The organism is Methylobacterium sp. Ger2507 (assembly GCF_055231875.1).
Genome location: NZ_JBUYVC010000001.1, coordinates 4,172,399 through 4,195,376, shown reverse-complemented (window position 1 = coordinate 4,195,376; position 22,978 = coordinate 4,172,399). Strand labels below are relative to the sequence as shown.

Genomic DNA, 22,978 nt, shown 5'->3' with positions numbered 1-22,978 from the left:
CTCCGGATCAGGCTGCATCGCGCTTGGCGACAGGCGAAGGGCTGGAATCGCCACGGCCAAGAAGCGCCATGGCTCGAGCGAAGATGCCGGGACGGGGAGGGCCCGGGACCGGGACGGCGCGTAGGTGGGTGACCGTGGCCGACGGCCGCGCGTGGCCCTCGTCGGCCGCGAAGCTGCGGAGCAGGCAGACCAGGCGGTGAGCCTCAGCTGTGGCGGCCGCGTCAGCGTCCACAGCAGCCACGGCGCGGGCCGTCTCGGGATTGATCGCCTCATCCACGCCGATGCTGTTGGCGAGGCGCCTGCAGCGATCCTGGCGCAGCGCAGAGGCCTCTAAGCTGCCGGCCAGCGCGGCGAGGTCGAAGCCGGAGAGATCGGGATGGCTCAGCATGCCGGAGCCTCCGGAGCCGTGATGATGACCCGGCCGCCCCAGGCGGTGGCGACGCCGATACCGAAGGGTCGCAACAGGTGACGCACCTGCCGGATGCGCGTCGAGAAGTCGTCCGTGTTCGAGATCCCGGCCGCCTGCCGCACATCCTCGCGGGACAAGTCGGTGTTGGGCAGCGACTCCAGGATGAACTTCGCCATCTGGAAGACCCGTCGATTCCGCAGGGTGACCCGGATGTCGTCGCAGAGGAGGCTCTGTGCCTGGCGGTCGAGCACGAGGACGCCGCGGCGCCGGCGGGCGACCGCATCGGCATCCTGGTCGACGAAGACCACCTTGGGCGGCGATCGCAGCGGCGTGAGCATGTCGAGCTTCCTCATGGCGAAGGGGGCAGGGGGACGGACGCGGGGCTGTCCGCGAGCGGTGGTCAGCATTCCGGCCTCCGGTATCCGAGGGTGAGCTTGGTTACGGGCGTCGTGGCTCGGCGTGCTGGCGCGAACTTCCGGAAGCCTTGGCCCTGGATCTTCCCAGGTCGCGTGATGCCGAGGCGCGTGTCTTCGAGGCGCTTGGCCTTCGCGATGTCGGCGACGTCCTGCCGGGTCTTTTCCAGGTGGCACGGCGCGCACAAAACCTGGCAATTCTCCAGGGTGGCCTCACCGCCCATCTGATCCGGGATGACGTGATCGTAGGCGAACTTCTGAGGGGTCAGCGCGCACCCGCAGCGAACGCCGGTGTCGAGCAATCCTTCGCAGAGGCCGCCTGAGCGCTTCCATGCCTCGCGCCGGACAGGTTTTGAGAACTCGGTGCGTGTGCTCATGCCCGGACCTCGCGGACTTCCAGGTTCGCGATCCGGATGTCGTGACGAGGCTCACGGATCAGGTGGACTCGGCGCCCGACCGGGACGTCGGCCCCATGATGGAGCGCCCAGGCGATGCGCTGGCCGTAGAGTTTCCGCCCTTGCAGGTGCAGGGCGAGATAGCCGTTCTCTGAGATGGAGCCGGCCGGGGTGCCCGCGAGCTTCGCGTTGCTAACGGACCAAGCCCGGGCGTTGGCGAAGTGCGACAGGGGCCGCCGGCGCCATGTCAGCGCTCCGGTCTCGGGATCGTAGTCCAGACACTCGGCGAGCAGCCGGGGGTCGAGAGGCAAGGTGCTCATGCTGCCCTCCGCTCGACGTAATCGGCATAGGCGCGCTGAACCTCTCGGCGCTTCGCCCAGGCTCTGATCTCGGCGTAGGTCGTCCCGCGAAGGAGGCAGATTGCCTCCATGCACTGGTCGAAGCTGAAGCGGGCGACGTGACAGTCGTCGGTGGTCAGCCACATCTGTTCGGCGAGCCAGGCGTAGACCCGCTCGCGAGCGGCCTTCCGGGCGGCGTAACCGGACCGACGCAGGTACTCGAGTTGCTTGCCGTGGTAGCCGCCGGACTCGACAGCGCTGATCCAGATCGGGTCGAGGACGGCGTGAACGTCGTCGCGAAGTTCGGGGGTCGGGAGGTGGATCACCTGAGCCCCCCTCAGTACGTGATGGCGACGTGCGGGACCGCCCGACGGGCGATCATCGTCACGGCGAGCTTGGCGAGGTCCTCGGGCACGCCACCGGCCACAAGGGCGGCCATAGCCTCGCGATTGACCTTGCTGCGGCGGCGGCTGTCGGCCTCCCGGCGGGCGGCCTCTTCGGCTTCCTGCCTAGTCCTGTCCTCAGCCTCGCGCTTCAGCCGGAGTTCGGTTTCGGCGGCGCGGCGCTCCGCAGCTTCTGCCTGGAGACGCAGGTCGCGCTCGCGGCGGTCCGCGGCATCACGCTCAGCCTGCGCCGCGGCCTCCACGCGGGCGGCCTCAGCCTCGACGCGGCGACGCTCGGCGGCCGCTTCCCGCGCGACCCGGTCGCGCTCCGCGGCGGCCGCCTGCTCGGCACGGTCGCGCTCGGCGGCGACGGCCTCGGCACGGATACGATCCTCCCGTTCTGCGGCGGCGCGTTCCTCCGCCTCACGCTGAATCCGCGCGCGCTCGGCCCTCTCCGCTTCCAAGCGCTGACGCTCCGCCAAATTGGCGCGCAGCTCACGCAAGGCGGTGTCCTTCGCCATGGCGTATTCCGTGGTGAACTCCTCGAGATCCGGGCCGATGACGAAGGCTTCGGTGCTCGCGATGGCAGCGGCTATCTCGTCGACCGACGTGGCGCCGCCCGGCAGGCCGTAGAGTTCGGCGATGGCGGACCGATGCCGGAAGACGCGGGCTTCCTCGGCAAGCTCCCAGTCGGTCAGCGGCTTGCGGACCTCGTCGCGCCAGCCGTTTAGGATGCTCCGGACCCGCGCGCGGGATGCGTCGATCTTGCCCGGGATCAGCTTCTGTTCGGCAGCGAGGGCCTTCCCGACGCCCTCCAGGTAGCTCTTGGTCTGCGAGACCTTGTAGGCCATCGCCGCGACCGCCTTCCGGCCCTTTGCGGTGGTGATGTCGGGCGTGAAGCCGTCGATCTCCTGGCGCACGCGGGCCAGGAAGGGGTCCATCGCTCCGTCGGTCGTGAAGACATGCAGCGCGGTCTGCGCCGGGATCGTGACGAGTTCGGTCTGGCTCATAGTCGCTCTCCCAGCGCCCGAAGCGCGTTCTCGACGAGGTCACCGGTGGCGTTCGACACGCCAGAGTCGGTATCGGGGTCACGGCATTCGCTGCGGACGGCCTTCAGCGCCTCGAGGATCACCGGCAGGCCGTTGAGCGCTTGAGCGAAGGCGGCCGCGTCCCTGGCGGATCCTGGGAAATCCATCTGCAGGTGTGCGACGAGCGGCACGCCGAAGCTGATCCACATCGTGTCGTCGTCACGTCGGCCGAACTCGACGGGCATGGGCACGCCGCAGATGCGCTCGACGGGCTTCGCGGCTGCCTCGGCCTTCGCCTGGATCTCCGCGCGGTCGCTGTCCATCTCGGCGAGCTCGCGGGCGTTCCTGGCCTCAATGACCAGCGCAGCCTGGCGCCCAGAGGGCCGGGTGTTAGCGACGATCACCTCGGCGGGAAGCGGGCCGCGACCGGTGCCCTTGCAGGGCTTGCAGCGGCGGAAGGTGCGGCCCCTCGGGCCAGCGACCCGGCCCTTGCCTTCGCAGTGCTTGCAGGCCTCTCCGTTCCCGACCAGGAACTTGTCGTGATAGGCGACGGGCTCGGCGATCATGGCCGGACCTCCGGCATGCCGTTGTGCTCGACGCCATCGAGGAGCCGCCCGGCGAGCTTCTTGCCGACCTTGGAGACGAAGGCTGCGCCGGCTTCGGGGTAGAGCTCTTCGCGTCGGGCCGGGCCGTTCGTGTGTGCCCTCAGGGCGCGCCACCCGTTCGGGAAGGCGCTCGGGTTGCTGGGATCGTCCAGAATCCACTCGCCGTTCTGCTTGTGCAGGTACGGCACCCCGGCCTTGGCGCAGGCGTCCCGGATTGCGCGGTTCCAGTCCGGGTGTGTCGGTCGGGCCCGATGGGCGCCCTGGTCCGTCTCTCCCCCGGTGATGACCCAGTCGATGCGCTCGATGTCGGTGTCGGCCAGGGCGTCGCGGACCACCGTGAAGTCGCCCGCCGGGCCGTAGACGATGCGCGTGAAGTCGATCGGCCCTAGAAGCGGCTCAGCGGACACGAAGGTGAAGCGCGGGCGCAGGTCGTAGGCTGCGTCGAGCAGGTGCCGCACGTTCCGGTTCGCGCGCTCCTGGTCCTCGCACGTCGTGCCGAGCGCCGCGTTGCTCGGCAGGCCGCCGGCTGCCTCGGACATCGCGACGGCGTTCTGCGGCCGCTTCGTCAGCAGGAGCCACGTCAGGTGCGGCGTGGCCCGCATCAGGTCGAACCACTCGCGGCGCACGGCCGGGTCGGCGCGATTGTCGAAGGGATCGCACAGGCTCGGGAAGACGGTGGCGACCCGCCCTGCGGCCGCGGCCTGCCGGTTCCAAGTGAGCGGCTTGCGCCAGTAATCCGCGCTCGTCCGCGAGCGCTCGCCGTGCGGTCCCCAGGCGACCCGGCCGAGCCGAGTATCCATCAGGTGTTCGGCGTAGCATCCGTCGCACGCCGGGCTCACCTTCGTGCAGCCGATCCAGGGCGACCAGGTGTGGTCCGTCCATTCGATGGTGCTGTTCTCGGCCATCACCACACCTTCACGAGGAAGAGGACGGCAGCGACGAGAGCGACGATGAGGCTAGGGCCGAAGGCGTACATCGTCAGCGCGGTGACATCGTAGGCGGCGCGGTTGTCGTTGGCCGTTGGGCCGAGGCGCGGAAAGGCAATCATCGGCAGGACTCGTCTGTCGGGAGGTGGGGGAAGGAGCGCTCGTCCTCGCGGAGCGCGCTCGTCAGGGAGGCGACGACCAGCCAGGAGAGGCCGGTGAGGAAGCCGACGGTGACCGCGGCTGCGATGATCGCGCCGATGCCCATGGCTCACCCGGCCATCGGGCTGTGAAAGCCGGCGTCGAGGTCACCGAGCCGAGGGAATCGGACGCCGGCGCCGTGGGCCGCGGCGACCAGGCTGCGCTCAGCGGCCTCGGCCTCGTCGACCCGGCGCATCGCGGTAGCGAGCGGATCCTTCGGCCGGCACCCGGCTGCGATCTCGTTCTCCTGGAGACGGGACCGAAGGGCGACGACGAGCGACGGAATGGACCCATTCACCGCACCGGGCCCGCCCAGCGCCTCGGCGAACATCGAGCGCAGATCCTCAACGGTGCCCTCGAAGGTGGCGCGCAGGCCCTCGATCGCCCGAGCCCCGTTCAGGCCGTCGAATTCAGCACTCGTCGCATTCTTGAAAGCGAGCTTGTTGACCGCTCCCATGAGCCGGTGAGCGGCCACGTTCAGGATGTGCACCTGCGTTGCGAGGTCGTCGGCAGTCAAAGTCGGGTCGGAGTTGCGGAACGGAGCGCTCATGGCGGCCTCGGGCGATGTTCTGGATGGGATAGGGCGGCGCACCGTCAGCCCCGGCGCGGAGGCGGGGGGATCAGTGCGGGCGCGGCTCGGGCCGGCCGGCGATGCGGTCCAGGCTGTTCACGAGGCTGCGCGCGAGTCCGAGAGCGTGGAGCGTGTCCGCGATGGGCGCGGCCGCCTCCGGAAGGACGTAGAAGCGGGCGGCTCCACCCACCGTGCCGGCTGAGCGAAGATGACGGGCGGCAGCAACCGCATCGGAAGCACTGGAGCGCTCAAGGGCACCGAGCGTGCTGACAAGCTCGGTCACGGGGAGGTCGACGGCCGCGCCATCGGGCACCGCTATGCCGGCGATGGCGTCGAGCTGCGTCAGCGCCAGGCCGAACTCATCGACGCCAGGGCTGCGGAGCCAGGATGCCAGAAGCGCGGCATCCTCGGGGCTCGGCGCGATGGCGATGAAGCCCGCGCTGCGATGCTTCACGGTGCGGGAAAGGATGGTGTCGATGCGGGCGGCATCCAGCCGGCCGGCGCGCATCTGGCGAGCCGTCAGCCCGTGAAGCCGAACGGTCGTCTCGACCATGAAGGTGACGATCTGGTCGGGCTTCAGTGCAGCTTCACGGCGGCGCTTCGCGGCAACAGCGTAGCGGCTCTCGGTGGCGCGCTCGAGGGCCCGCTTGCGGCGACCCTGGCCCGTCCCATCGTTGCCGAAGGTGCGAAGGCTCAGCTCGCGGGAGGAGACCGTATCCGATGGGTGTTGGGGAGGCACTGGCGACTCCATCTGCCGTGAGGCGATGGACTACCGATACCGATATTTCGGTAGGCATGTCAACCGGTATTCCGGTTGTGTTCTACCGTTTCGGTTATATCAGGTCGGCGCAGCGGCTCTTCCCCATAACTATGATCGGTTGGTTATCCACACCGGCGGCAGCTATACCTCGTAGGAATTGGCGAAATTTGAACGGCCATCGCGTGAACGAGGCATGCATGCGACACCTAAAGAGCGGAACGGCTATCGCTCTTATGATTGTCTCGACGACATCATTGCGGGCGGCAGCGATCAGTGAAGGCGCTCCGGGGGCGGAATGTCGTGATATTGCGACGCCGAAAGCTCGACTTGCCTGCTTCGATAAAGTGTTCTCAAAAGCGGATGCGGCTACTCCTGGCTCGAAATCTCAGCCAAGCAAGCCTACTAGGCTTACCGCGATTGACCTCAAGCAGGTCAGCACATGCGATCAGAAAAAACTTTTTACGGAGCTTTCTGCGGCTCTGACACCAAAAACACAGTTCGAAAGCACTCAAGATTATGCGACGCGTCAAGGCGCCCAGATTAGAGATGCCCGTATTAAAACTGACGGAGTGTTCTGTGAGGCAACGCCCCCTCATCTTCTAAGCTATAATGCCGACACTAAAGAAGTTAAGATTTTCGTATTGGGACCTAAGCGCTCTTACGTCGAGATGCCTCAGGGTTCATATCAAGGCCAAAACTCTTTCGGGGCATCGGTTTTAATAACGAAATCAACTGAAGAAGTGTGGGAACTGGAGATGCCCCATTTCTCTGGGGATGTTATGGTCCCAATGTCGGTAGAGCAGGCTAAGACCGAGATGCAGGATCTGCGACTCGGAATGATGGGTGACATAGTGCAGCCGTACGCGAGCGATGCCACAATCAAGAACTCTCCGACTATTCAGGATCCGAGAGACCGCACAACTGTGACTCATAGCGTTCACTATAGGCCAAAAATGTTTGTGCTCTATAATGATAGAACGAAGGACGTTCACTGGACGTCAGCGGTTGTAAGCTGCAAATACTCTGAATACAGCACGACGACCTATCCGAAAATAGGTAGGTGTTAAGCCCCTACATCCTCGAAAATCTGGCCGCTACCCTTCCAATAATATGGGCGTTGCCGTCGATTAAGATATGTATGGGTTTGTAGTTGGTGTTCCGAGACGTGCATACGATCTGTGGCGGCTCGGTTCCTCTAACTATTTCAACCTGCTTAATGATCACCCCACCACCATCCCAGACTGCGAAGATACCGCCCTGTCGAGGGTCAACATCTTTGCGGTCAATGATGACCCGATCCCCAGATCGCAGGGCCTGCGCAGAGCCATCGTCCATCGAATCGCCCCGAACTGAGAGGACGTCGGCGAACCCATAGCTGAGCCCCAACTCGCGCTCGACGTATGCCTGTGGGAGCCCCCAGCTAGCGACCGGCTCATGCCCCGAAATATCACCATCCTGCCAGGACTGGTCGTCCATGCCGCCGCCATAAGCCGCGCCTGCTCGAATATCGTACTCAGGTAGGGACTTACGGGATACGGGATGGGCTTGACGAGATGAGCGCGCAGAGCGCAAGGGCGGCTCGGAGTCCTGAGAGGAATTGCGATCGGCGCTTTGCCCGAGAAGCCATTCTGGGCTGACACCACAGGCACGGGCGATTTCGATCAACTTGCGAGGACGACCGCCCTTCGTTTCGATGTCTGCGACGCCTTGCTGAGACATTCCAACTCGCTCCGCCAGTTCTGCCTGAGACAGACCAGCAGCTTCGCGCGCTGATTTCAATCGGTGCCCAAGGTGCTCCATGATTCCTGCTAGCGCCACGATTACCGACAGTCTCAACCGTAATTTCGGTTGCAGCTACCGTTTTTCCGGTATATTCCGGTCTCATGAGCCCTGCCCATGAAGCCCTCGCACGCGCTACCGAGATCGCGAAAGGCCAGCTTGGCCTAGCGAACGCGATTGGCACGACGCAGTCGAACGTCTGGACTTGGCTCAACAAGAGTAAGCGAGGGACGCCGGCAGAATGGGTACTGGCCATTGAAGCCGCGACTGGCGTTTCTCGCAGCAAGTTGCGCCCCGACCTGTACCCCACCCCCGCAGAAGCGAGCGCTGCCTAATGTGCGAGCAGCTGCGCATGTCTATTCTTGGCCCCGACCCACGTGTCCTCGCGTGGATCGGAGAGCTTGCAGCGAAGCTTTCAGCGCTTCCCGAAATTCCGCAGCGCGCGGTCGAGATCATCGAGCGGCCCGACGGCGTCATCCCCTTCGGACTGTATTTGGATCTCTGCGCCACAGGACGGACAGGTGAGCTTCGGACTGTTCTGAAGATTTCTCAGGCTCTCAGAGATTTCGGTCTGGCACTTGGGGCAAGGGATCTCGACCTTGAACTCGTCGGCGAGGGACATCGATTCATCTCCATCGGTAGTGTCACAGCATCCGATGTAGCGCACCCGGCCGCGCAAGACCTGTCGCGCGCGCCGCGTGTCGCTCTTTCGTCGGGAGGCGCATCATGAGCGCCACCGACATCAAGACCCGCCACGATGCCGGCATCCGGCGGCTGACCATGGTCGGTCAGTCCGTCCGTGAGATCGGGTACGAGCTGAAGCTGAGCCCACGCTTCATCCGCGCACGCCTGCCGATACTCGGCCTCGTGGAGAAGTCTGCTGAGAACGGTCGCGCGCGCTGGATCGAAGCGCGGATGGCCAGGACTCCCGATACGCGGGTCAAGCGCGGCGGCGGCAAGGTCGGGCGCTTCATTATTGGCGCCGCACGGCGCGACGAGACCGCATCGCGTCTGCTGAGCGTCATCGCCTCCGCGCCGCGTGACTCGTCCCTGCTCAGCGATCACGCGATTGCCTGCCTTCACCAGAGCGGGCTGACGCTGGTCGATCTTGAGGGCGCCTATGGCCTCCCGCAGATCGCTGCGGTGGCCGCCATCCGACGCGCTCACGGTGCTCGCCCGTGACCCGCGCCGTCGGCAGCCGCCCGGTCGGCATCTCTGTCCTGCGTAGCCGGCCGGGCGCTCACCCGTGCAACTGCAGGAACATCGGCCGCTCGCCGATGGCTCGGGCCACGACGCCGCGTGCCGCGTGCGCCGCTTCTGCGAGGTCAGGATCCAGCTGCGTCACGCCCATCATTGCCTCGGCAACGTGTCGGCTGAGTGATGCTCCGGCTTCCTCGTCCCTCGCCAGTTCCCTCTTCACCAGCCACGACACCATGGCATGCATCGCCAGGATCGTCGCGGTTCCGTTCGTCTCGTCGTCGGCCATGTCTCGGTCGTCCTCGGTTCGTGTTTCGCGCTTCGGCTCCAGCCTGCCAGCCCATGGCCGCCGCGCGTCCCTGCCCAGTGTTGCGTATCGGGTTTCGTCTCAGTCCTCGGTCTCGGCCTGCACCCCCTCTGTCGATGTCCAATCGACCACGGAGGGTTGTTCAGGTGCGGACAATTTTTGCCCGGAAACGGACAATGCAGAGCGCTGCTGATCTCACCAGCCCGATGCTGGACGCGCTCGTGCGCCATGCCGAGCGGCGCACCGGTTCGCGGATGCTCGCCTACGACACCGTCGCCCGCACGATCGGCGCGACGGGCTCTTGGGTCCGGAAGTTCCTCGGCAATCAGCCCGTGCGGCTGGATGCGGACACCTTCCTCCGGATTCACGCGACCTACCAAGCCAATTGCGACCGCTGGGACGCTCAAGCCGACGAAGATCGAGCGGCGTTCTTCGCCCTCGGGAGGGAGGACGATGGAATGGATCCGAGCTCGAACGAGGGCCTTCATGTGGCGCCGCGCGCGCGCGCTGAGGGAGGCCGGAAAGCCTCTGCCGTGGTGGCTCCGCTGGTGGGTCAGAGCGCATCGCGACTGAGCGGCCGCCCATGAGTGACGCCCGCGCCACCATCCTCGTCCTCACCGCTGATGGCGACCGCATCAAGGTACCTGTGCGCAAGCCGCACCGCCCGTGCGTGCCGCGCCCGGGCGCCTGACCCTTCCCGCCGGCGGGCGGCTCCCGCCTTCACCACCACAGAGAGCGTCCCATGCCCGATACGATCGCCGCACACCCGGAGACCGAAGAGACTGTCGCACGAGACCTCGCCGGCATCGCCCCGCTCAATGAAATCCTGATGATGACCGTCGGCGTCGTCGTGGCCTACGTCGGCAACAGCCATGTCTCGCAGGCCGATCTGCCGGCGCTCATCCACTCGACCTACGGCGCCCTGAAGGCGGTCAGCGAGGGCGTGAACTACGCGCCCGCCGCCGAGGCCGCAGCGCCGGTGCCGGCCGTCGCGATCAAGCGGTCCATCACCCCCGACGCCATCATCTGCCTGGAAGACGGGAAGAAGTTCAAGTCGCTCAAGCGCCACCTGCGCACGCACTACGACATGACGCCCGCGCAGTATCGGGCTCGGTGGAACCTCCCCTCCGACTACCCGATGGTCGCCCCGAACTACGCAGCCGCGCGGTCCGAACTCGCGAAGAACATGGGCCTCGGGCAGCAGCGCCGCGCCACGCCGGCCGCCGAGCCGATGCAGGCCGCAGCCTGAACGAAAGTCGCCCGGTCTCTCAAGCTGTAACGGGGCCGAAACAGCGAAAGACCGGGCGAAACGCTCCCCGTAGATCCCACGGAAAGCACCCTGACATGACCACAGGTCAGACGTCGTCGCAATCGAACAGCAATGCCGCAGGCATGCTGCGCTCCTACGCCGAGCGCATCGTCCGGCTGAAGGGCGAGATCAAAAACCTGCAGCAGGACGCGAAGGAAGTCGGCGCCGAAGCGGCCGGTAACGGCTTCGATAAAAAGGCTCTCGCGATCGTCGTGAAGCGCATGATGGAGGACGAGTCGGAGAAAGCCGCCCGGCAGGAGACCGAAGCGCTCGCCGACCTCTATCTGGCTAGCCTCGGTATGCTTGACGGCACACCGCTCGGCGATGCCACGCGCCGACGCGCAGATGATCCGCCGCCACTGCCGCCGCCCGCCGCGGCAAAGGGCGACGATGAGGAGGGTCCGGCCGAAGCAGGACCCGACGACGAGCCTGAGAGCACAGACGCTCCGCCGTCCGGCGCGATGGGTCAGGACGTAATCGATGCCGCCAGGGTCGAGGGCGAAGAAGCCGCCACCGCCGGCGCCAAGGTGTTCGCTAACCCCTACATCGCGGGCGATCCCCGTCGTGCTGCCTGGGATGAGGGCTGGTGTCGTGGAACGGGCTCGGACGGCATGGACCTCCCGGCCGCATTCCGCCGGAAGCCGAAGACCCCGGCTGAGAAGCGCTCGGGCGAGGGACGCTGATCGATGCGACGCGATCCTATCGCCGACGATTCCAGCCCCCGGAAGCGCGAGAGCAAGGTCGAGGCCGCTGTCTCGCACCTAACCGGCAAGCTGCGCGGGGTGGCCGAGGTGCGCAGTCCAACTGAAGCGGAGGAGCCAATCCTCGGCGCCAACGTCCGCGCTGCCATCTTCGGCTGGCTGGCCGAGATCAACGCGGCGGACGAGCTTGCAGCCGTCGGCGTAAAGCCGCGCAACACCGCGCTTCTGTTCGGCCCTCCTGGGTGCGGGAAGACGACGCTCGCACACCACCTCTCAGCTCGTCTCGGCGTGCCTCTCGTGTGCGTCGGCGCCGAGAACATCTTCGGCAAGTACCTCGGTCAGTCCGAAGGCAACGTGGCCAAGCTTTTCGACGCGCTCGCCTTGGCGGACACCCCGGCCGTCGTCTTCATCGACGAGATCGACGCTATCGGGATGAAGCGCGCCTCTGATTCCGGCGGTGGCGCCACTGACGCTCGCAACTCGATGCTGACGGTGCTCCTTCGCCGGATCGAGGAGTTCAAAGGCGTCCTGATCGGGGCCACGAACCGGGCGGACTCGCTCGACCCCGCACTGTGGCGGCGGTTCGGTATGCAGATCGTGGTCGACTTGCCTGACGACGACGCGCGGTTCGCAATCCTGAAGCGCTACGGCATGCCGTTCGACTTCGGCGAAGATGCCATCGAGATCCTGACGGACCTCACTGATGGCGCAGCACCGTCGCTCCTGCGCGATCTGATGGAGGGCGTAAAACGCTCCATCGTTCTCGGCTCACGCCTGCGCAAGCCGGCCGGCTCAGCGTCCGAGGCCTTCGCGAACGTCATCGCCCAGTCAAAGCCGCATCCGGACTACGAGCCGCCGCCGCTGTGGCGCTCACCCAACCTTGTCTCGAAGCTGAGCGACGTCGCTTGGCCGCCGGCGCGGGAGGCCTGACCCATGCGAACCTTCGCGCATCACCCCATTTCACGCCGCATGCCCATCAAGGGCGTGAAGATGCGCGAGTCCGACATCCAGTCGGCAGTGTGCCAGCACTGGCGCATGTTCGGTCTTCCGCACACCCTGGTGGCGGCGATCCCGAACGAAGCCGCGAAGGGTCAAGCCGGCCTCACCAAGGGCCTGCCAGACCTCCTGGTGATCGGCGGCAAGGTCCGCATCGGCTTCATCGAGCTGAAGACCCCGACTGGCCGGCTCTCGCTCGAGCAGAAGCTGTTCCGCGGCCTCTGCTCATTCGTCTCCATCCCGTTCGTCGACACCTACGGTCGCGACGAGCCCATCGCCATCCTCGAGTCGTGGGGTGTCGTGCGGCCTCAGGTGAACGGCCCGGCAGCCTATCAGACCGATCCCTCACAGCGTGGAGCCCGGCCATGACCCGCGCCATCCTCCGCATATCCTCGTCGCCTGAAATCGAGAGCCAAGCCCGCGATCTCGTTCTCCGCGTCTGGAAGTCCGGCCAGAGCACCATCGAGGCGGCGCAGGCGATCTGCGTCCACCTTGAAGTCATGCGCGAGCCCTTGCCGAAGCTGAGCCTCGCTCAGGCTTACGCCGCCAACGTCATCGGTCGTCATCAAGACGCCCTCTACGCCGCCCGTCAGCAGGAGGCGCAGCGCGCATGACGTGGCCCTTCGGTCTCTTGGCGCCCTTCGGCTTCGACATCATCATGGTCGATCCGCCGTGGGCCTTTGCTCTTCGGTCCGACCGGGGCGAGTCCAAGGGCGCTCAGGCTCAGTATGCCTGCATGTCGCTCGAGGAGATCAAGGCCCTGCCTGTCGCGCAGCTCGCGCGCGGTGACGCCTTCCTGTGGCTCTGGGCCACGAACCCGATGCTGCCCCAGGCGCTCGACGTCATGGCGGCCTGGGGCTTCACCTTCACGACCGCTGGCACCTGGGTGAAGACGACCTCTGGCGGCAAGCTGGCTTTCGGCACGGGCTATGTCCTGCGCTGCGCTTCGGAGCCTTTCCTGATCGGCAAGTTTGGCCGTCCGCGCGCGGGCCGCTCCGTCCGTAGCGTCATCATGGGGCCGGTTCGCGAGCACAGCCGGAAGCCGGACGAAGCGTATGCCGCCGCCGAGGCACTGATGCCGGGCGCGATGAATCGGGCAGACCTGTTCAGCCGCGAGTCCCGTGAGGGTTGGTCCTCCTGGGGTCACGAGGCTGCGAAGTTCGACGCTTTGCACCTCGCCACGGCTGCGGAGTAGCGCGGACATGAGCAAGACCCGCCCCTTCCGTCGCGTTGAGGCTCTACGGCTCTCCTGCCCGAAGTGCGGGGCGCTCGGCGGCAAGCCGTGCCGCGGGCCGCGCGGGGCGCTGCGCCGGCTTCATCCTGAGCGCTTGGCCGCGGTGCCGTACCGCCCCTATCGCCGGCCCGGCCAGACCGTCTTGCCACTAGGCGACACCTCGCTGGCCACGGCGCCGAAGCCGGCAGCTGACGACTTCTACCTGACCGACGCTTGGCGCACCGTCCGGTACGAGGCCCTGCGCCAACATGGCGGGGCTTGTCAGTGCTGCGGCGCCACCCCTACGCCCGGCTATCCGCTCCACGTCCACCACATCAAGCCGCGGTCGCGATTCCCCGAACTCGCTCTCGTCGTCGCGAACCTTCAGGTGCTCTGCGAGGACTGCAACCTCGGTAAGGGCGCCGCGGACGAGACCGATTGGCGGCCGACATCGAGGGTGACGCCATGAGCATCGTGCACCTCACCGAAGAGCGCGATCGGCGCGCGACTGCAGCTTGGGACGCCTACGTGATGGCGAAGCAGCGCGCGGACGACACGCTGTCCCTGACCGATGGTCTAGCGGCTGGCAAGGCGTGGCGGACCTTCCTGACGCTGTTTCAGTCGGCAGAGCAGAATGAAGGCGATCGCGCGTTGGATGCCCGCCTTGCACAGAGGCATCGCGCATGACCGGGCAGGCCCAGGCGGAAATCACCATTCCCCATGCCCTTGAGGCCGAGCAGGGACTCCTCGGCGCCGTACTCCACGTGCCGGAGGCCTTGGACCGGGCCCGGGAGTACGTGAAGGCTGAGGACTTCTTCGAGGGCGTGCACGGGCACATCTTCGACGTGATGTGTCAGCGTCGCGACGCGGGCGAGACCATCGACTTCACGCTGATGAAGATGGTCCTCGGCAACGCCGATCTCGGTGGGCAGACGGTTGGCGCCTACATCGCCCGGCTGATCTCCAGCGCCACTACGATCAGCGGCGCTCCGGGCTACGCCAGGATGATCGCCGAGGCCGCGCGGATGCGCCGGGTACTAGACACGGCACAGCAGGCCGTTGCTGCAATGACGGCGGGCGCGGTCGCGAATCCAGCCGCTTATGCGGCCCAGATGATCGCTTCCCTCGACGAGGTGGCCAGCGCTGGTCTCAGCCAGGGCATGCGCGGCACGACGCTCGGCGCGAGCCTGGGGCGGGTCATGAAGCGCCTCAACCACATGCGGACGACGAACGACGCCTATGGGGTGCCCTTCGGCATCCCGAGCCTGGACCGCGCAACGCTCGGCATGGGCGAGGCCCAGTTCATCGTGCTCGCCGGCCGGCCTGCCATGGGCAAGACGGCGGTGGCGCTGCATACGGCGATCTGCGCAGCGCGCCAAGCGGGCCCAGTCGGGTTCATCTCGCTGGAGATGAGCGACGTTGAGCTCGGCCAGCGCGTGCTTGCTGCCGTCGCCTACAACCCTCGGGAATGGGAGCAGATCAGTTACCGCTCTATCGCGGAGGCCCGCAGTCTCTCCGACGATGCGCTGCGGCGGCTCTACGACGCCGAGCGCGAGGCGGCCCGCATCCCGATCTGGATCGAGCCTCAGCCGGCCGTCACGCTCTCGCAGATCGCCGCCCGTGCCCGGCAAATGGCGATGCGGGCGGAGCGAGCCGGTACCAAGCTCGCGGCACTGGTCGTGGACCACATGGGCCTCGTGCGCCCATCTCAGCGCTACTCGGGCAACAGAGTTCAGGAGATGACGGAGATCTCGGGGGGGCTGAAGGGTCTGGCGAAAGAGCTCAGCATCCCGATCGTTGGCCTGTGCCAGCTAAGCCGTGCCGTTGAGACCCGCGAGGACAAGCGCCCCGTCCTCTCTGACCTGCGCGACAGCGGATCGATCGAGCAGGACGCCGATGTGGTGCTCGGGCTCTTCCGAGAGGCCTACTACCTCGAACGCAAGATTGATCGGACCGACGCCGAGAACGATCGGCTCGCGATGCGTCGAGAGGTTCTTGAGATCGAGATCCTGAAGCAGCGCTCGGGCCCCACGCTTCGCATCGACTGCTTCTGCGATGTGGCGTGCAACGTCATCGCGGAGATGGTCCGATGAAGCCGGAATTCTACAAGATGGATTTCCGGGCCTGGAATGTCGGGACCGTCGACCTGACCCTTGAGCAGGAGGCGGCGTACCTGCGCCTCTGCCACGCGATGTACGACGCCCGCGGGCCGGTGCCCGAGTCCACCCGCTTGCTCCAGGGCCTCTTCCGGTGCGGGAACGTCAAGGCAACGGCTCTGGTCCATCAGCTTGTCGCAGCCGGCAAGATCGTCCGCACCGAAGACGGCAAGCTCACCAACGCGCGCGTCGTGGCCGAACTCGCAGGGCGCGAAGCGCTGTCCGAGAAGCGGGCGGCGGCGGGCGGCGCGGGAGGACGCGCAAGTCGAGTGAGTGCGGAGTGCGGAGCCAGTGATGCGGAGGTGGATACCCAGTGCACCACGAGTGCGCCAGAGGTGCGTACCGAGTGCACCACGAGTGAGACCGAAGTGAATGGCTTTAACCCATTGAAAGATAACGCCACAGGACAAGCAAATGCTTCGACATCTGAAAGCAGAGAAGAGGAGAGAAGAGGAGAGAAGACCCCTGTAGTCCCCAAGGGGACGGAACCCGAGGGCTTCGCCGAATTTCGAGCTGCCTACCCGAAGAGAAGCACGGCCTTCCCGGTCACCGAAGCGCGGAAGCGTTGGCTCGAGGCTCGGCGTCGCGGAGCCACACCTGCCGAGATCATCGCCGGCGCCAAGGGCTACGCCGCGGAGCAAACCCGTCTTGGCAAGGTCGGCACTGAGTTCGTGCAGTCCGCGAACGTGTGGCTGAACAAGCAGCGTTGGAAGGACTACCAGCCGCAGGAGCTCTCAGCCGCCGGAATCGGGCAGCCCGCCGAGTCCACCTACCTCGCTGGCCTGACGGATGATCGTTGGCGGGCTGAGGTTCGGCGCTGGCGCAACACCTTCGGCGCATGGGACCTCGCAGGGCACACGCCTCCCCCGGATGCACCCGCCACGAGGGTTCCATCGCACATCCTCCGTGAGTTCAACATCCAGCCTCGACCAGCCAGCCCGACTCATGAGCGCGGCCGACAGGCAGCTTGACCACCGGCAGCGGGGCCGCAGCCGTCCAAAGCACAGCCCCGCTGCCTACTCCGACCCCTCGCTACCAACGAGGGACCAGCGACCACCGAGATGCAGGAACATCACGATGACCGAAGCGACGCATAGCACTGCCCCGGCGCAGACGGCGAGCCTCCAGGAGGTTGCGCTGATCGAGCGGGACGGCGAGCCACGTGCTCGCGATCTCGAAATCGCCGAGCGCCTTGGGTTCAAGCAGCCCCGCGACATCCGAAAGACGTTAGCGCGCCACCGTGGCGCGCTTGAGGGGTTCGGCCCCGTCCTGGTGGTCGAGACCACCTATCGGGGGCAGAAGTCCGAGGAATGGCACTTGAACGAGGAGCAGGCGCTCTACGCTGCCGCCGTATCGGATGCGCCGAACGCGCCAGCGGTCCGGGCTATGCTCATCCGGACGTTCGTGGCTTGGCGCCGCGGTCACCTCGACGTTCCGGCCACCATCGACATGAAGGCCGTCGGCGGGATGATGAAGGGCATCCTGGCCAAGCAGTTGGGCGAACTCTTGCCGATGATGGTGCGGGAGCAGGTGGCGGAGCAGCAGCACTCGGTCGTGCGAGGCGTCAGCGCGGGGCAGGTACTGGCCATGGCGGGCCTTGGCGCTCGGAAGGGCCTGCGCGGGATGGCCCCGTGGGTCTCGCATCGCCTCCGTCGCTTCCACGCTCAGAAGGGCGCGGTGGTCCGTATGGCCTCGCTCGGCAGCAGCCAGGCCTACGTCTTCGATCCGCTAGTCGCTCGGGCGTGGCTGGACGAGGGCGGCCGGGCGGAGATCGAGCACAAGGCAGCCGAGCGGCGCGGCCAGGGCAAGCTGACATTGGTGCAGGGCGACCGGCCATGAAGGCGACCGTCACCACCCGCCCCGCCGTGACGACCGGCTCACCCGAGTGGCGTGCCGCTCTCTTCGCCCAGGCCATCGCCTACGCCGCCCATCTGAGCGGGCCCATCAGCCCGCATGCTCTTCACAAGCACCTCCGCACCTTCATCGGCCAGTCTGAGGACCGATGCGGATGGGAGGTCTGTGACGCTGTCCTGATGCTGATTCAGACCGGTCTCTTCACCGTCAACACCATGGGGGACGACGGAGAGACCATCATCTTCCAGGACGATACGATGCTGACGGTGGGTCCGATGCTGACGGCCTACGTCTACGGGGAGATCGGACAGCCATGAAGACGGTCTGGAAGTTCACCCTCAAGCTGCAGGCCGAACTGCAGGAGTTCACGGCGCCGGGCCTCGGGCGGATCGTCCACTTCGATATCCAGGACGGGCGCTACTGCTTCTGGGCTGAGGTCGTTCAGGTCGAGCCCGAGCGCACCATCAAGGTCGGCATCTTCGGCACTGGCAATCGCATACCGGAACCCTGGCTGCACTGCGGCTCCATTCAGGACGGCAGCTTCGTCTGGCACCTCTATCGGAGCCCAGCCGCACAGCCCACGGAGATCGCAGCATGAGTGAGAGCAAGCGTCGCGAGGCCGCCGGACACCGGCCGCCCGAAGGCATGATGAACGTCTCCGGCCGGCATGTGGCCGATCTCGCCCGAGGCGTCATGGACCTGCTGGAGAAGCCCTTTGCCGAGGGCATGCAGGCCGACGTCGCAGCTCACGCCCTCGTCGCCTCAGCCATCGACCTCTGGCGGGCGAACTACGGCGACGAGCAGGTGGCCACCGCTCTGAAGCAGGCGATCGACCGGCGGCTGGAGAAGCCTCTGGAATACTGGGGCGGGGAGCGCGGACGATGAATCGCATCCCCATCAGCGCGGCCCGGCAGATCGCCGAGGCCTACGGCTACGACCAGGTTGTCATCTACGCCCGCAAGGTGGGTGACGACCCCGCGCCCCACGGCGAGCACATGACGACCTATGGCGTGAGCAAGGAGCACTGCTCCGTCGCCGCCAAGATCTCCGACACCCTCCAGCGCTTCATGGGCTGGAAGCCCGCCACCAGGGAGATCGCGTGATGGATATTCGGGACAAGGAAAAGCACGAGCGCGTCGTCGACGTCTACCTGACGCGCGAGCAGTTGGACGACATCGTCGAGCGGGTCATTGCCGACAGGCTCGGCATCCCGGTCGACACGCTTCGCAAGCACGGCAAGTTCAAGATCGAACCCAACATGTGCGGCTCGCCGGAATACCAGAGCGGCTTCAAGGCCAGCTTGCGAGCCACGATTCCACTGGATTTGCCCAGCGAAGCCTGAGCCCCGCCGGCTGCCACCGGTCCTTCTCCCCATCCTCTCGTAGCGTATCGAGGATTCACACCATGGGTGCAAAGCTCCACGGCCAGCGTTTCCAGGCCCGAGTGACCCCGCAGCACAATGCCATCATCGCTCAGGATGAGCCGATCCCGGAGGAGCGTCGCAACAAGACGCCGAACCTTTGGGCCAAGGCTGTGCGCTGGTACGTCTGCACGACAGCGCCGAGCCGGGAGTTGTCGGCTGCCGCCAGCGTCAGGCAGATCCAGCTTGGTGGGCGCAGGGACGGCGAGACGCCCTTCCTGGCCTACGTCCCGTGCGAGTTCACCTGGAGGCGTGCGGTCCGTTCGAACCTGCGGGTGCCGCGCCGTGAGCAGCAGCGCCCCATCATGCGCTCGTACCTGTTCCTCGGCGTGCTCGGGGGCCTCTGCGATGTGACCATGGCGGCGCTGCGGGAGCGGGACATCGACCAGCGCAACGTCCACGGCCTCTCAGGTATCCTTGGCTCACCAACGGCAGGACCGCTGCGCATGAACGCCGAGGGCCTGCGCTGGATGCGGAAGCAAGGTGAGGACGAGATTGCGGGCCGCACCAACCTCAACCCACTAGCTGGCCTGCAGGCTGGCGATGAGGTGCGCGCAGGCTCGGGCGTCTTCAGCGGCTTTGCAGGTAGCTTCGTTGGTACGGCAGAGGGCGGCACTGTTGGCGTCATCTCGCTGACCGTGATGGGCTCAGCCTGCAACGTCAGCCTGCCGATCGAGGATGTGCACAAAGCGGCTTGATCATCGGCGCGGCCTATTGATTGCTTGACCTTTGGTAGGCCAGCCCTATTGTCCCTCGCGTGCCATCGAACGAAGCGGAACCGCTCGGATGGCTGCGAGGACGGATGTGAGGCCTATGCTGGCCCTGCCGCTTCTTACGTTGGGAAAGTCGTCCCTCAAGTTCATCGTGGCGTAGCGCAGTCCGGTAGCGCGTCAGGCTCATAACCTGAAGGTCCTCGGTTCGAATCCGAGCGCCGCAACCATTTCCAGCAGCGAGGCGACATGGCCCGCCTCACCACCATAAGCTCTCGCCTCTCCACCCTCGACACGCGCACCTCGCGCCCTCCGCCCAAGACGGCAGAGGCAGACCTCCTCACCCCAGAGCACAAGGCCTGGAGGCAGGAGGTGCTGAAGCGAGCAGGGTGGAAGTGCCAAGCCCCGGGCTGCACGGCCCACGGCAGGCGTGGCGGGGTCAGGCTCTACGCTGACCACATCATCGAGCGCCGGGATGGCGGCGACCCTCTGGACCCGAAGAACGGCCAGGCCCTGTGCCCGCCGCATCACCAGAAGAAGACCGCAGCCGCTAGGGCGCGTCGCATGGGCACGATGGGGGCCTGAGCATGCAGATCGGTCGCGTCGAAGGCTGCACTCGGGTGCTCGGCAAGAGCCAGGGCTACCTCGGCCTGCCCATCCGTGACGAGGTCATCACCTGCAGCGTGGGCGGACCAGAGACTCCAGCCATGACCACGGCCTGGCTGCCGACCCCCGATGAGCTTGCTGCCCTCCTGGCGGGCGCGCCCATCCACGTGCGGATCCTCGGCACGGCCCACCCGCCCATCATGGTCGAGGTGGGCGCCACCCCCGAGGGCTGACCGCCTGCCTACCAGGAGGTAGGGGGGCATCAAATGTTAACGGCGGCCTAGGGGTGTCACCGCACAGGGTCCCATTCGCAGATTTTATCCTGGTGGGTCGTTTCAGGTAGTGCGGAGTAGCGCGGACATCGCAGCCATGGCCAAGGCAAAAAAACCTATCGACTGGGCCGGGATCGAGCGCGATTTCAGCAAAAGCACAAGCTCAATCAGGGAGATAGCCCGCTGGTTCGGGTGCTCTGAAAAGGCCGTCCGCCTTAAGGCGAAGGAAAAGGGCTGGGCCCGTCCCGAGGGTGTTACTCCGCGTCCTGCTCCGCAGGCTCCGCCGACCCTCGACGAGGTCGTGGCCCCGCTCGTGGCCCGCATGAAGCCTACCGACGCCGAGCCAGTGAAGCCTGAAGCCATCCTCGACCGTGGCCGCGATCTCGTGGTCCGGATGATGGACGAACTGGAGGTCACCACCTCCTACATCGGCGAGATGGAGGAGCAGATCCTCGCCTCGACGCCGGGCAAGAACGACGGCAACCGCCGTGAGGCGATGATGAAGGCGGTCAGCCTATCTACCCGGGCCGGCACGCTGAAGAATCTGGCCTTGGCCGCCAAGACCCTCGCGGATGCGGCCGTGCCGGAGGGCAAGAAGAAGCAGCGCCAGGCCGGCGCGGACGAAGCAACCTCGGGCGGCGGCAAGTTCGCCCAGCGGACTGGCCCGCGGCTGGTGGCCAATAACTCGTGACCGCAAAGCCTGAGTGGACGACGGCGTGCCCGGACTGGGAGAAGCGAATCGTCGCCGGACGGTCGCTCATCCCGTGCAAGCCGCTGTTCCCTGAGGCCGCCGAGGATGCGCTGCGCGTGTTCAAGGCGCTCCGGGTGGTCGACCTGCCCGGACAGCCGACCTTCGGTGAGGTGAGCGAGCCCTGGGTCATCGACTTCGTGGCCGCCATCTTCGGCGCCTACGACGAGAGCACGGGCAAGCAGCTGATCCGGGAGTTCGGCCTCCTCATCTCGAAGAAGAACACCAAGTCGACCATCGGGGCGGGCATCATGCTCACCGCCCTGATCGTGAACTGGCGGCACAACGAGGAGGTGTTGATCCTCGCGCCGACGATCGAGGTGGCGCAGAACAGCTTCAAGCCGGCCGCCGCGATGGTGCGTGCCGACCCGGAATTGGACGCGGCGTTGGGGGAGGGCGGCTTCCTGCATGTGCAGGACCACCTCAAGACCATCACGCACCTGAGCACGAAGGCGGCCTTAAAGGTGGTCGCCGCGGATACCGACACGGTCTCGGGCAAGAAGTCAGGGCGCATCCTGATCGACGAGCTCTGGATCTTCGGAAAGCGGGCGAACGCCGATTCGATGCTGCGCGAGGCGACCGGTGGTCTGGTCTCCCGGCCCGAGGGCTTCGTGATCTGGCTCTCGACGCAAAGCGATGAGCCACCCGCCGGGGTGTTCAAGGCGAAGCTGGACTACTTCCGGGACGTCCGGGACGGCAAGATCAAGGATCCGAAGAGCCTCGGCCTCCTCTACGAGTTCCCGAAGGCGATGATCGAGGCCAAGGGTTACCTCGACCCTGAGAACTTCTACATCACGAACCCGAACATCGACCGTTCGGTGAGCCGGGAGTGGCTGCAAGACGAGATGGTGAAGGAGGAGGGCAAGGGCGAGGACACTCGCCGCACCTTCCTTGCGAAGCACCTGAACGTCGAGATCGGGATGAACCTCCGGGCCAATCGCTGGTCCGGCTCGGAATACTGGAGCGCTCGGGCGGATGTCGCCCTGGTCTCGACAGCGGATGATAGCCGCGCTGGGCTGCAGGTGATCCTGGACCGATGCGAGGTCGTCTGCGTCGGCATCGACGGCGGCGGCCTGGACGACCTCTTCGGCCTGACGGTACTCGGGCGAGAGAAAACAACTCGCGACTGGCTCGCCTGGACCCATGCCTGGTGCCACGAGGGGGTGCTAACGCGGCGCAAGTCAATCGCGCCGCGCCTGCGAGATTTCGAACGGGCCGGCGAGCTTACCATCGTGAACGACGAGCTCGGCGACATCGGGCAGATCGTCGAGGTAGTCGCCAGCATCAAGGATGCCGGTATCCTGGCCTGTGTCGGCGTCGATCCGGCCGGTCTCGGCGAGTTCATCGAGGCCATGGCCGAGATCGGTGTCACCCAAGAGGCAAAGCTCCTCGTGGGCGTGCCCCAGGGCTACGGCATGATGAACGCCATCAAGACCGCCGAGCGGAAGCTTGCGAACGGCACGCTCCGGCATTCCGGATCCAGCCTCATGGCCTGGGCCGTGGGCAACCTGAAGATCGAGCCGACCGCCACCGCCATACGGGCGACGAAGCAGAACGCCGGCGACGCAAAGATCGACCCGGTGATGTCCCTGTTCGACGCGGTGGTTCCGATGTCGTTGAACCCTGAGCCCGTCAATACGCGGTCGGTCTATGAGGGGCGGGGCCTCATACTGGTGTGAGGCCG

The 22,978-nt window shown here is 66.2% G+C and carries 40 protein-coding genes and 1 tRNA gene; 27 read left to right on the top strand and 14 right to left on the bottom strand.

Annotation, left to right across the window (positions count from 1 at the left end):
- Window positions 1–7 precede the first annotated feature (7 nt).
- From ACV7NL_RS19445 to ACV7NL_RS19390, 12 genes are all read right to left on the bottom strand, one after another.
- Window positions 8–388: a hypothetical protein gene (locus ACV7NL_RS19445; protein WP_463356566.1), complete on the bottom strand. Its 381-nt coding sequence runs from the start codon at window positions 386–388 to the stop codon at window positions 8–10.
- On the bottom strand, window positions 382–816 hold the full coding sequence (locus tag ACV7NL_RS19440; protein ID WP_463356565.1) for a hypothetical protein: 435 nt from the start codon (window positions 814–816) through the stop codon (window positions 382–384). Before ACV7NL_RS19440 ends, ACV7NL_RS19445 begins: the two co-directional genes overlap by 7 nt.
- Window positions 810–1,199: an HNH endonuclease gene (locus tag ACV7NL_RS19435; protein WP_463356564.1), complete on the bottom strand. Its 390-nt coding sequence runs from the start codon at window positions 1,197–1,199 to the stop codon at window positions 810–812. Before ACV7NL_RS19435 ends, ACV7NL_RS19440 begins: the two co-directional genes overlap by 7 nt.
- Window positions 1,196–1,537 (bottom strand): hypothetical protein, encoded by a 342-nt coding sequence (locus tag ACV7NL_RS19430; RefSeq protein ID WP_463356563.1) that lies wholly within the window; start codon window positions 1,535–1,537, stop codon window positions 1,196–1,198. Before ACV7NL_RS19430 ends, ACV7NL_RS19435 begins: the two co-directional genes overlap by 4 nt.
- Complete coding sequence (locus ACV7NL_RS19425) at window positions 1,534–1,881, bottom strand: zinc-finger-containing protein (RefSeq protein WP_463356562.1); 348 nt, start codon at window positions 1,879–1,881, stop codon at window positions 1,534–1,536. The genes ACV7NL_RS19430 and ACV7NL_RS19425 overlap by 4 nt, the downstream gene beginning before the upstream one ends.
- 11 nt (window positions 1,882–1,892) lie before the next feature.
- On the bottom strand, window positions 1,893–2,948 hold the full coding sequence (locus ACV7NL_RS19420) for a hypothetical protein (protein WP_463356561.1): 1,056 nt from the start codon (window positions 2,946–2,948) through the stop codon (window positions 1,893–1,895).
- Complete coding sequence (locus ACV7NL_RS19415; protein WP_463356560.1) at window positions 2,945–3,532, bottom strand: hypothetical protein; 588 nt, start codon at window positions 3,530–3,532, stop codon at window positions 2,945–2,947. The genes ACV7NL_RS19420 and ACV7NL_RS19415 overlap by 4 nt, the downstream gene beginning before the upstream one ends.
- Complete coding sequence (locus ACV7NL_RS19410) at window positions 3,529–4,476, bottom strand: DUF5131 family protein (RefSeq protein ID WP_463356559.1); 948 nt, start codon at window positions 4,474–4,476, stop codon at window positions 3,529–3,531. The genes ACV7NL_RS19415 and ACV7NL_RS19410 overlap by 4 nt, the downstream gene beginning before the upstream one ends.
- On the bottom strand, window positions 4,476–4,619 hold the full coding sequence (locus ACV7NL_RS19405) for a hypothetical protein (RefSeq protein ID WP_463356558.1): 144 nt from the start codon (window positions 4,617–4,619) through the stop codon (window positions 4,476–4,478). The genes ACV7NL_RS19410 and ACV7NL_RS19405 overlap by 1 nt, the downstream gene beginning before the upstream one ends.
- On the bottom strand, window positions 4,616–4,762 hold the full coding sequence (locus ACV7NL_RS19400) for a hypothetical protein (protein ID WP_463356557.1): 147 nt from the start codon (window positions 4,760–4,762) through the stop codon (window positions 4,616–4,618). The genes ACV7NL_RS19405 and ACV7NL_RS19400 overlap by 4 nt, the downstream gene beginning before the upstream one ends.
- Window positions 4,763–4,765: 3 nt before the next feature.
- Entirely contained in the window at window positions 4,766–5,245 is a 480-nt protein-coding gene (locus tag ACV7NL_RS19395) for a hypothetical protein (protein ID WP_463356556.1), read from the bottom strand.
- Window positions 5,246–5,315: 70 nt separating this feature from the next.
- The gene (locus ACV7NL_RS19390) at window positions 5,316–6,005 is read right to left on the bottom strand and encodes a hypothetical protein (RefSeq protein WP_463356555.1); all 690 of its coding nucleotides are present in this window, start codon (window positions 6,003–6,005) and stop codon (window positions 5,316–5,318) included.
- On the opposite strand from ACV7NL_RS19390, the gene ACV7NL_RS19385 reads away from it, so the two are divergent.
- Window positions 5,987–7,093, top strand: a complete 1,107-nt coding sequence (locus ACV7NL_RS19385; RefSeq protein WP_463356554.1) for a hypothetical protein — start codon at window positions 5,987–5,989, stop codon at window positions 7,091–7,093. The genes ACV7NL_RS19390 and ACV7NL_RS19385 overlap by 19 nt on opposite strands.
- Window positions 7,094–7,097: 4 nt before the next feature.
- Here the strand turns inward: ACV7NL_RS19385 and ACV7NL_RS19380 are convergent, their stop codons facing one another.
- A complete protein-coding gene (locus ACV7NL_RS19380; RefSeq protein ID WP_463357172.1) occupies window positions 7,098–7,826 on the bottom strand; it encodes an XRE family transcriptional regulator in 729 nt (242 codons plus the stop codon).
- A gap of 83 nt (window positions 7,827–7,909) precedes the next feature.
- Here ACV7NL_RS19380 and ACV7NL_RS19375 point away from each other — a divergent pair, with 83 nt between their 5' ends.
- Genes ACV7NL_RS19375 through ACV7NL_RS19365 form a run of 3 tightly spaced genes read left to right on the top strand, consistent with a single transcriptional unit; the run spans window position 7,910 to window position 8,987 of the window.
- Window positions 7,910–8,140 carry a YdaS family helix-turn-helix protein gene (locus ACV7NL_RS19375; RefSeq protein WP_463356553.1) on the top strand — a complete coding sequence of 77 codons (231 nt, stop codon included), beginning with the start codon at window positions 7,910–7,912 and terminating at the stop codon, window positions 8,138–8,140.
- Window positions 8,140–8,535: a hypothetical protein gene (locus ACV7NL_RS19370; RefSeq protein WP_463356552.1), complete on the top strand. Its 396-nt coding sequence runs from the start codon at window positions 8,140–8,142 to the stop codon at window positions 8,533–8,535. Before ACV7NL_RS19375 ends, ACV7NL_RS19370 begins: the two co-directional genes overlap by 1 nt.
- On the top strand, window positions 8,532–8,987 hold the full coding sequence (locus tag ACV7NL_RS19365; protein ID WP_463356551.1) for a hypothetical protein: 456 nt from the start codon (window positions 8,532–8,534) through the stop codon (window positions 8,985–8,987). Before ACV7NL_RS19370 ends, ACV7NL_RS19365 begins: the two co-directional genes overlap by 4 nt.
- Window positions 8,988–9,045: 58 nt before the next feature.
- Here ACV7NL_RS19365 and ACV7NL_RS19360 read toward each other — a convergent pair whose 3' ends face one another.
- Window positions 9,046–9,291, bottom strand: coding sequence for a hypothetical protein (locus ACV7NL_RS19360; RefSeq protein WP_463356550.1), 246 nt, complete (start codon window positions 9,289–9,291; stop codon window positions 9,046–9,048).
- 224 nt (window positions 9,292–9,515) lie between these two features.
- On the opposite strand from ACV7NL_RS19360, the gene ACV7NL_RS19355 reads away from it, so the two are divergent.
- The 23 genes from ACV7NL_RS19355 to ACV7NL_RS19245 all read left to right on the top strand — a co-directional run bounded on the left by ACV7NL_RS19355 (window position 9,516) and on the right by ACV7NL_RS19245 (window position 22,973).
- Window positions 9,516–9,896: a hypothetical protein gene (locus ACV7NL_RS19355; RefSeq protein WP_463356549.1), complete on the top strand. Its 381-nt coding sequence runs from the start codon at window positions 9,516–9,518 to the stop codon at window positions 9,894–9,896.
- Between the two features lie 242 nt (window positions 9,897–10,138).
- Window positions 10,139–10,558, top strand: coding sequence for a Ros/MucR family transcriptional regulator (locus ACV7NL_RS19350; protein ID WP_463357171.1), 420 nt, complete (start codon window positions 10,139–10,141; stop codon window positions 10,556–10,558).
- A 95-nt stretch (window positions 10,559–10,653) separates the two neighbouring features.
- Complete coding sequence (locus ACV7NL_RS19345) at window positions 10,654–11,301, top strand: DUF2312 domain-containing protein (RefSeq protein WP_463356548.1); 648 nt, start codon at window positions 10,654–10,656, stop codon at window positions 11,299–11,301.
- Between the two features lie 3 nt (window positions 11,302–11,304).
- Window positions 11,305–12,249: an ATP-binding protein gene (locus ACV7NL_RS19340; protein WP_463356547.1), complete on the top strand. Its 945-nt coding sequence runs from the start codon at window positions 11,305–11,307 to the stop codon at window positions 12,247–12,249.
- A gap of 3 nt (window positions 12,250–12,252) precedes the next feature.
- Window positions 12,253–12,684, top strand: a complete 432-nt coding sequence (locus tag ACV7NL_RS19335; protein ID WP_463356546.1) for a VRR-NUC domain-containing protein — start codon at window positions 12,253–12,255, stop codon at window positions 12,682–12,684.
- On the top strand, window positions 12,681–12,929 hold the full coding sequence (locus ACV7NL_RS19330; RefSeq protein WP_463356545.1) for a hypothetical protein: 249 nt from the start codon (window positions 12,681–12,683) through the stop codon (window positions 12,927–12,929). Before ACV7NL_RS19335 ends, ACV7NL_RS19330 begins: the two co-directional genes overlap by 4 nt.
- Window positions 12,926–13,510 (top strand): MT-A70 family methyltransferase, encoded by a 585-nt coding sequence (locus tag ACV7NL_RS19325; protein ID WP_463356544.1) that lies wholly within the window; start codon window positions 12,926–12,928, stop codon window positions 13,508–13,510. Before ACV7NL_RS19330 ends, ACV7NL_RS19325 begins: the two co-directional genes overlap by 4 nt.
- Before the next feature lie 7 nt (window positions 13,511–13,517).
- Window positions 13,518–13,997 carry an HNH endonuclease gene (locus ACV7NL_RS19320; protein ID WP_463356543.1) on the top strand — a complete coding sequence of 160 codons (480 nt, stop codon included), beginning with the start codon at window positions 13,518–13,520 and terminating at the stop codon, window positions 13,995–13,997.
- Window positions 13,994–14,215 (top strand): hypothetical protein, encoded by a 222-nt coding sequence (locus ACV7NL_RS19315; protein ID WP_463356542.1) that lies wholly within the window; start codon window positions 13,994–13,996, stop codon window positions 14,213–14,215. Before ACV7NL_RS19320 ends, ACV7NL_RS19315 begins: the two co-directional genes overlap by 4 nt.
- Window positions 14,212–15,621 (top strand): replicative DNA helicase, encoded by a 1,410-nt coding sequence (locus ACV7NL_RS19310; RefSeq protein ID WP_463356541.1) that lies wholly within the window; start codon window positions 14,212–14,214, stop codon window positions 15,619–15,621. Before ACV7NL_RS19315 ends, ACV7NL_RS19310 begins: the two co-directional genes overlap by 4 nt.
- Complete coding sequence (locus tag ACV7NL_RS19305; RefSeq protein ID WP_463356540.1) at window positions 15,618–16,655, top strand: DUF1376 domain-containing protein; 1,038 nt, start codon at window positions 15,618–15,620, stop codon at window positions 16,653–16,655. Before ACV7NL_RS19310 ends, ACV7NL_RS19305 begins: the two co-directional genes overlap by 4 nt.
- Window positions 16,656–16,761: 106 nt before the next feature.
- Window positions 16,762–17,523: a hypothetical protein gene (locus ACV7NL_RS19300; RefSeq protein ID WP_463356539.1), complete on the top strand. Its 762-nt coding sequence runs from the start codon at window positions 16,762–16,764 to the stop codon at window positions 17,521–17,523.
- On the top strand, window positions 17,520–17,855 hold the full coding sequence (locus ACV7NL_RS19295; RefSeq protein ID WP_463356538.1) for a hypothetical protein: 336 nt from the start codon (window positions 17,520–17,522) through the stop codon (window positions 17,853–17,855). Before ACV7NL_RS19300 ends, ACV7NL_RS19295 begins: the two co-directional genes overlap by 4 nt.
- Complete coding sequence (locus tag ACV7NL_RS19290) at window positions 17,852–18,136, top strand: DUF7352 domain-containing protein (protein ID WP_463356537.1); 285 nt, start codon at window positions 17,852–17,854, stop codon at window positions 18,134–18,136. The genes ACV7NL_RS19295 and ACV7NL_RS19290 overlap by 4 nt, the downstream gene beginning before the upstream one ends.
- Entirely contained in the window at window positions 18,133–18,423 is a 291-nt protein-coding gene (locus tag ACV7NL_RS19285; RefSeq protein WP_463356536.1) for a hypothetical protein, read from the top strand. Before ACV7NL_RS19290 ends, ACV7NL_RS19285 begins: the two co-directional genes overlap by 4 nt.
- On the top strand, window positions 18,420–18,641 hold the full coding sequence (locus ACV7NL_RS19280; protein ID WP_463356535.1) for a hypothetical protein: 222 nt from the start codon (window positions 18,420–18,422) through the stop codon (window positions 18,639–18,641). Before ACV7NL_RS19285 ends, ACV7NL_RS19280 begins: the two co-directional genes overlap by 4 nt.
- On the top strand, window positions 18,641–18,880 hold the full coding sequence (locus ACV7NL_RS19275; RefSeq protein WP_463356534.1) for a hypothetical protein: 240 nt from the start codon (window positions 18,641–18,643) through the stop codon (window positions 18,878–18,880). The genes ACV7NL_RS19280 and ACV7NL_RS19275 overlap by 1 nt, the downstream gene beginning before the upstream one ends.
- 62 nt (window positions 18,881–18,942) lie before the next feature.
- Window positions 18,943–19,656: a transcription termination/antitermination protein NusG gene (nusG, locus tag ACV7NL_RS19270; protein WP_463356533.1), complete on the top strand. Its 714-nt coding sequence runs from the start codon at window positions 18,943–18,945 to the stop codon at window positions 19,654–19,656.
- Window positions 19,657–19,821: 165 nt separating this feature from the next.
- Window positions 19,822–19,898, top strand: a tRNA-Met gene (locus ACV7NL_RS19265).
- A 19-nt stretch (window positions 19,899–19,917) separates the two neighbouring features.
- Window positions 19,918–20,253, top strand: a complete 336-nt coding sequence (locus tag ACV7NL_RS19260; protein ID WP_463356532.1) for an HNH endonuclease signature motif containing protein — start codon at window positions 19,918–19,920, stop codon at window positions 20,251–20,253.
- A 2-nt stretch (window positions 20,254–20,255) separates the two neighbouring features.
- Window positions 20,256–20,507, top strand: a complete 252-nt coding sequence (locus ACV7NL_RS19255; RefSeq protein WP_463356531.1) for a hypothetical protein — start codon at window positions 20,256–20,258, stop codon at window positions 20,505–20,507.
- Window positions 20,508–20,643: 136 nt separating this feature from the next.
- Complete coding sequence (locus ACV7NL_RS19250) at window positions 20,644–21,237, top strand: transposase (RefSeq protein ID WP_463356530.1); 594 nt, start codon at window positions 20,644–20,646, stop codon at window positions 21,235–21,237.
- Window positions 21,234–22,973 carry a terminase large subunit gene (locus tag ACV7NL_RS19245; RefSeq protein ID WP_463356529.1) on the top strand — a complete coding sequence of 580 codons (1,740 nt, stop codon included), beginning with the start codon at window positions 21,234–21,236 and terminating at the stop codon, window positions 22,971–22,973. The genes ACV7NL_RS19250 and ACV7NL_RS19245 overlap by 4 nt, the downstream gene beginning before the upstream one ends.
- The last annotated feature ends 5 nt before the right edge of the window (window positions 22,974–22,978 follow it).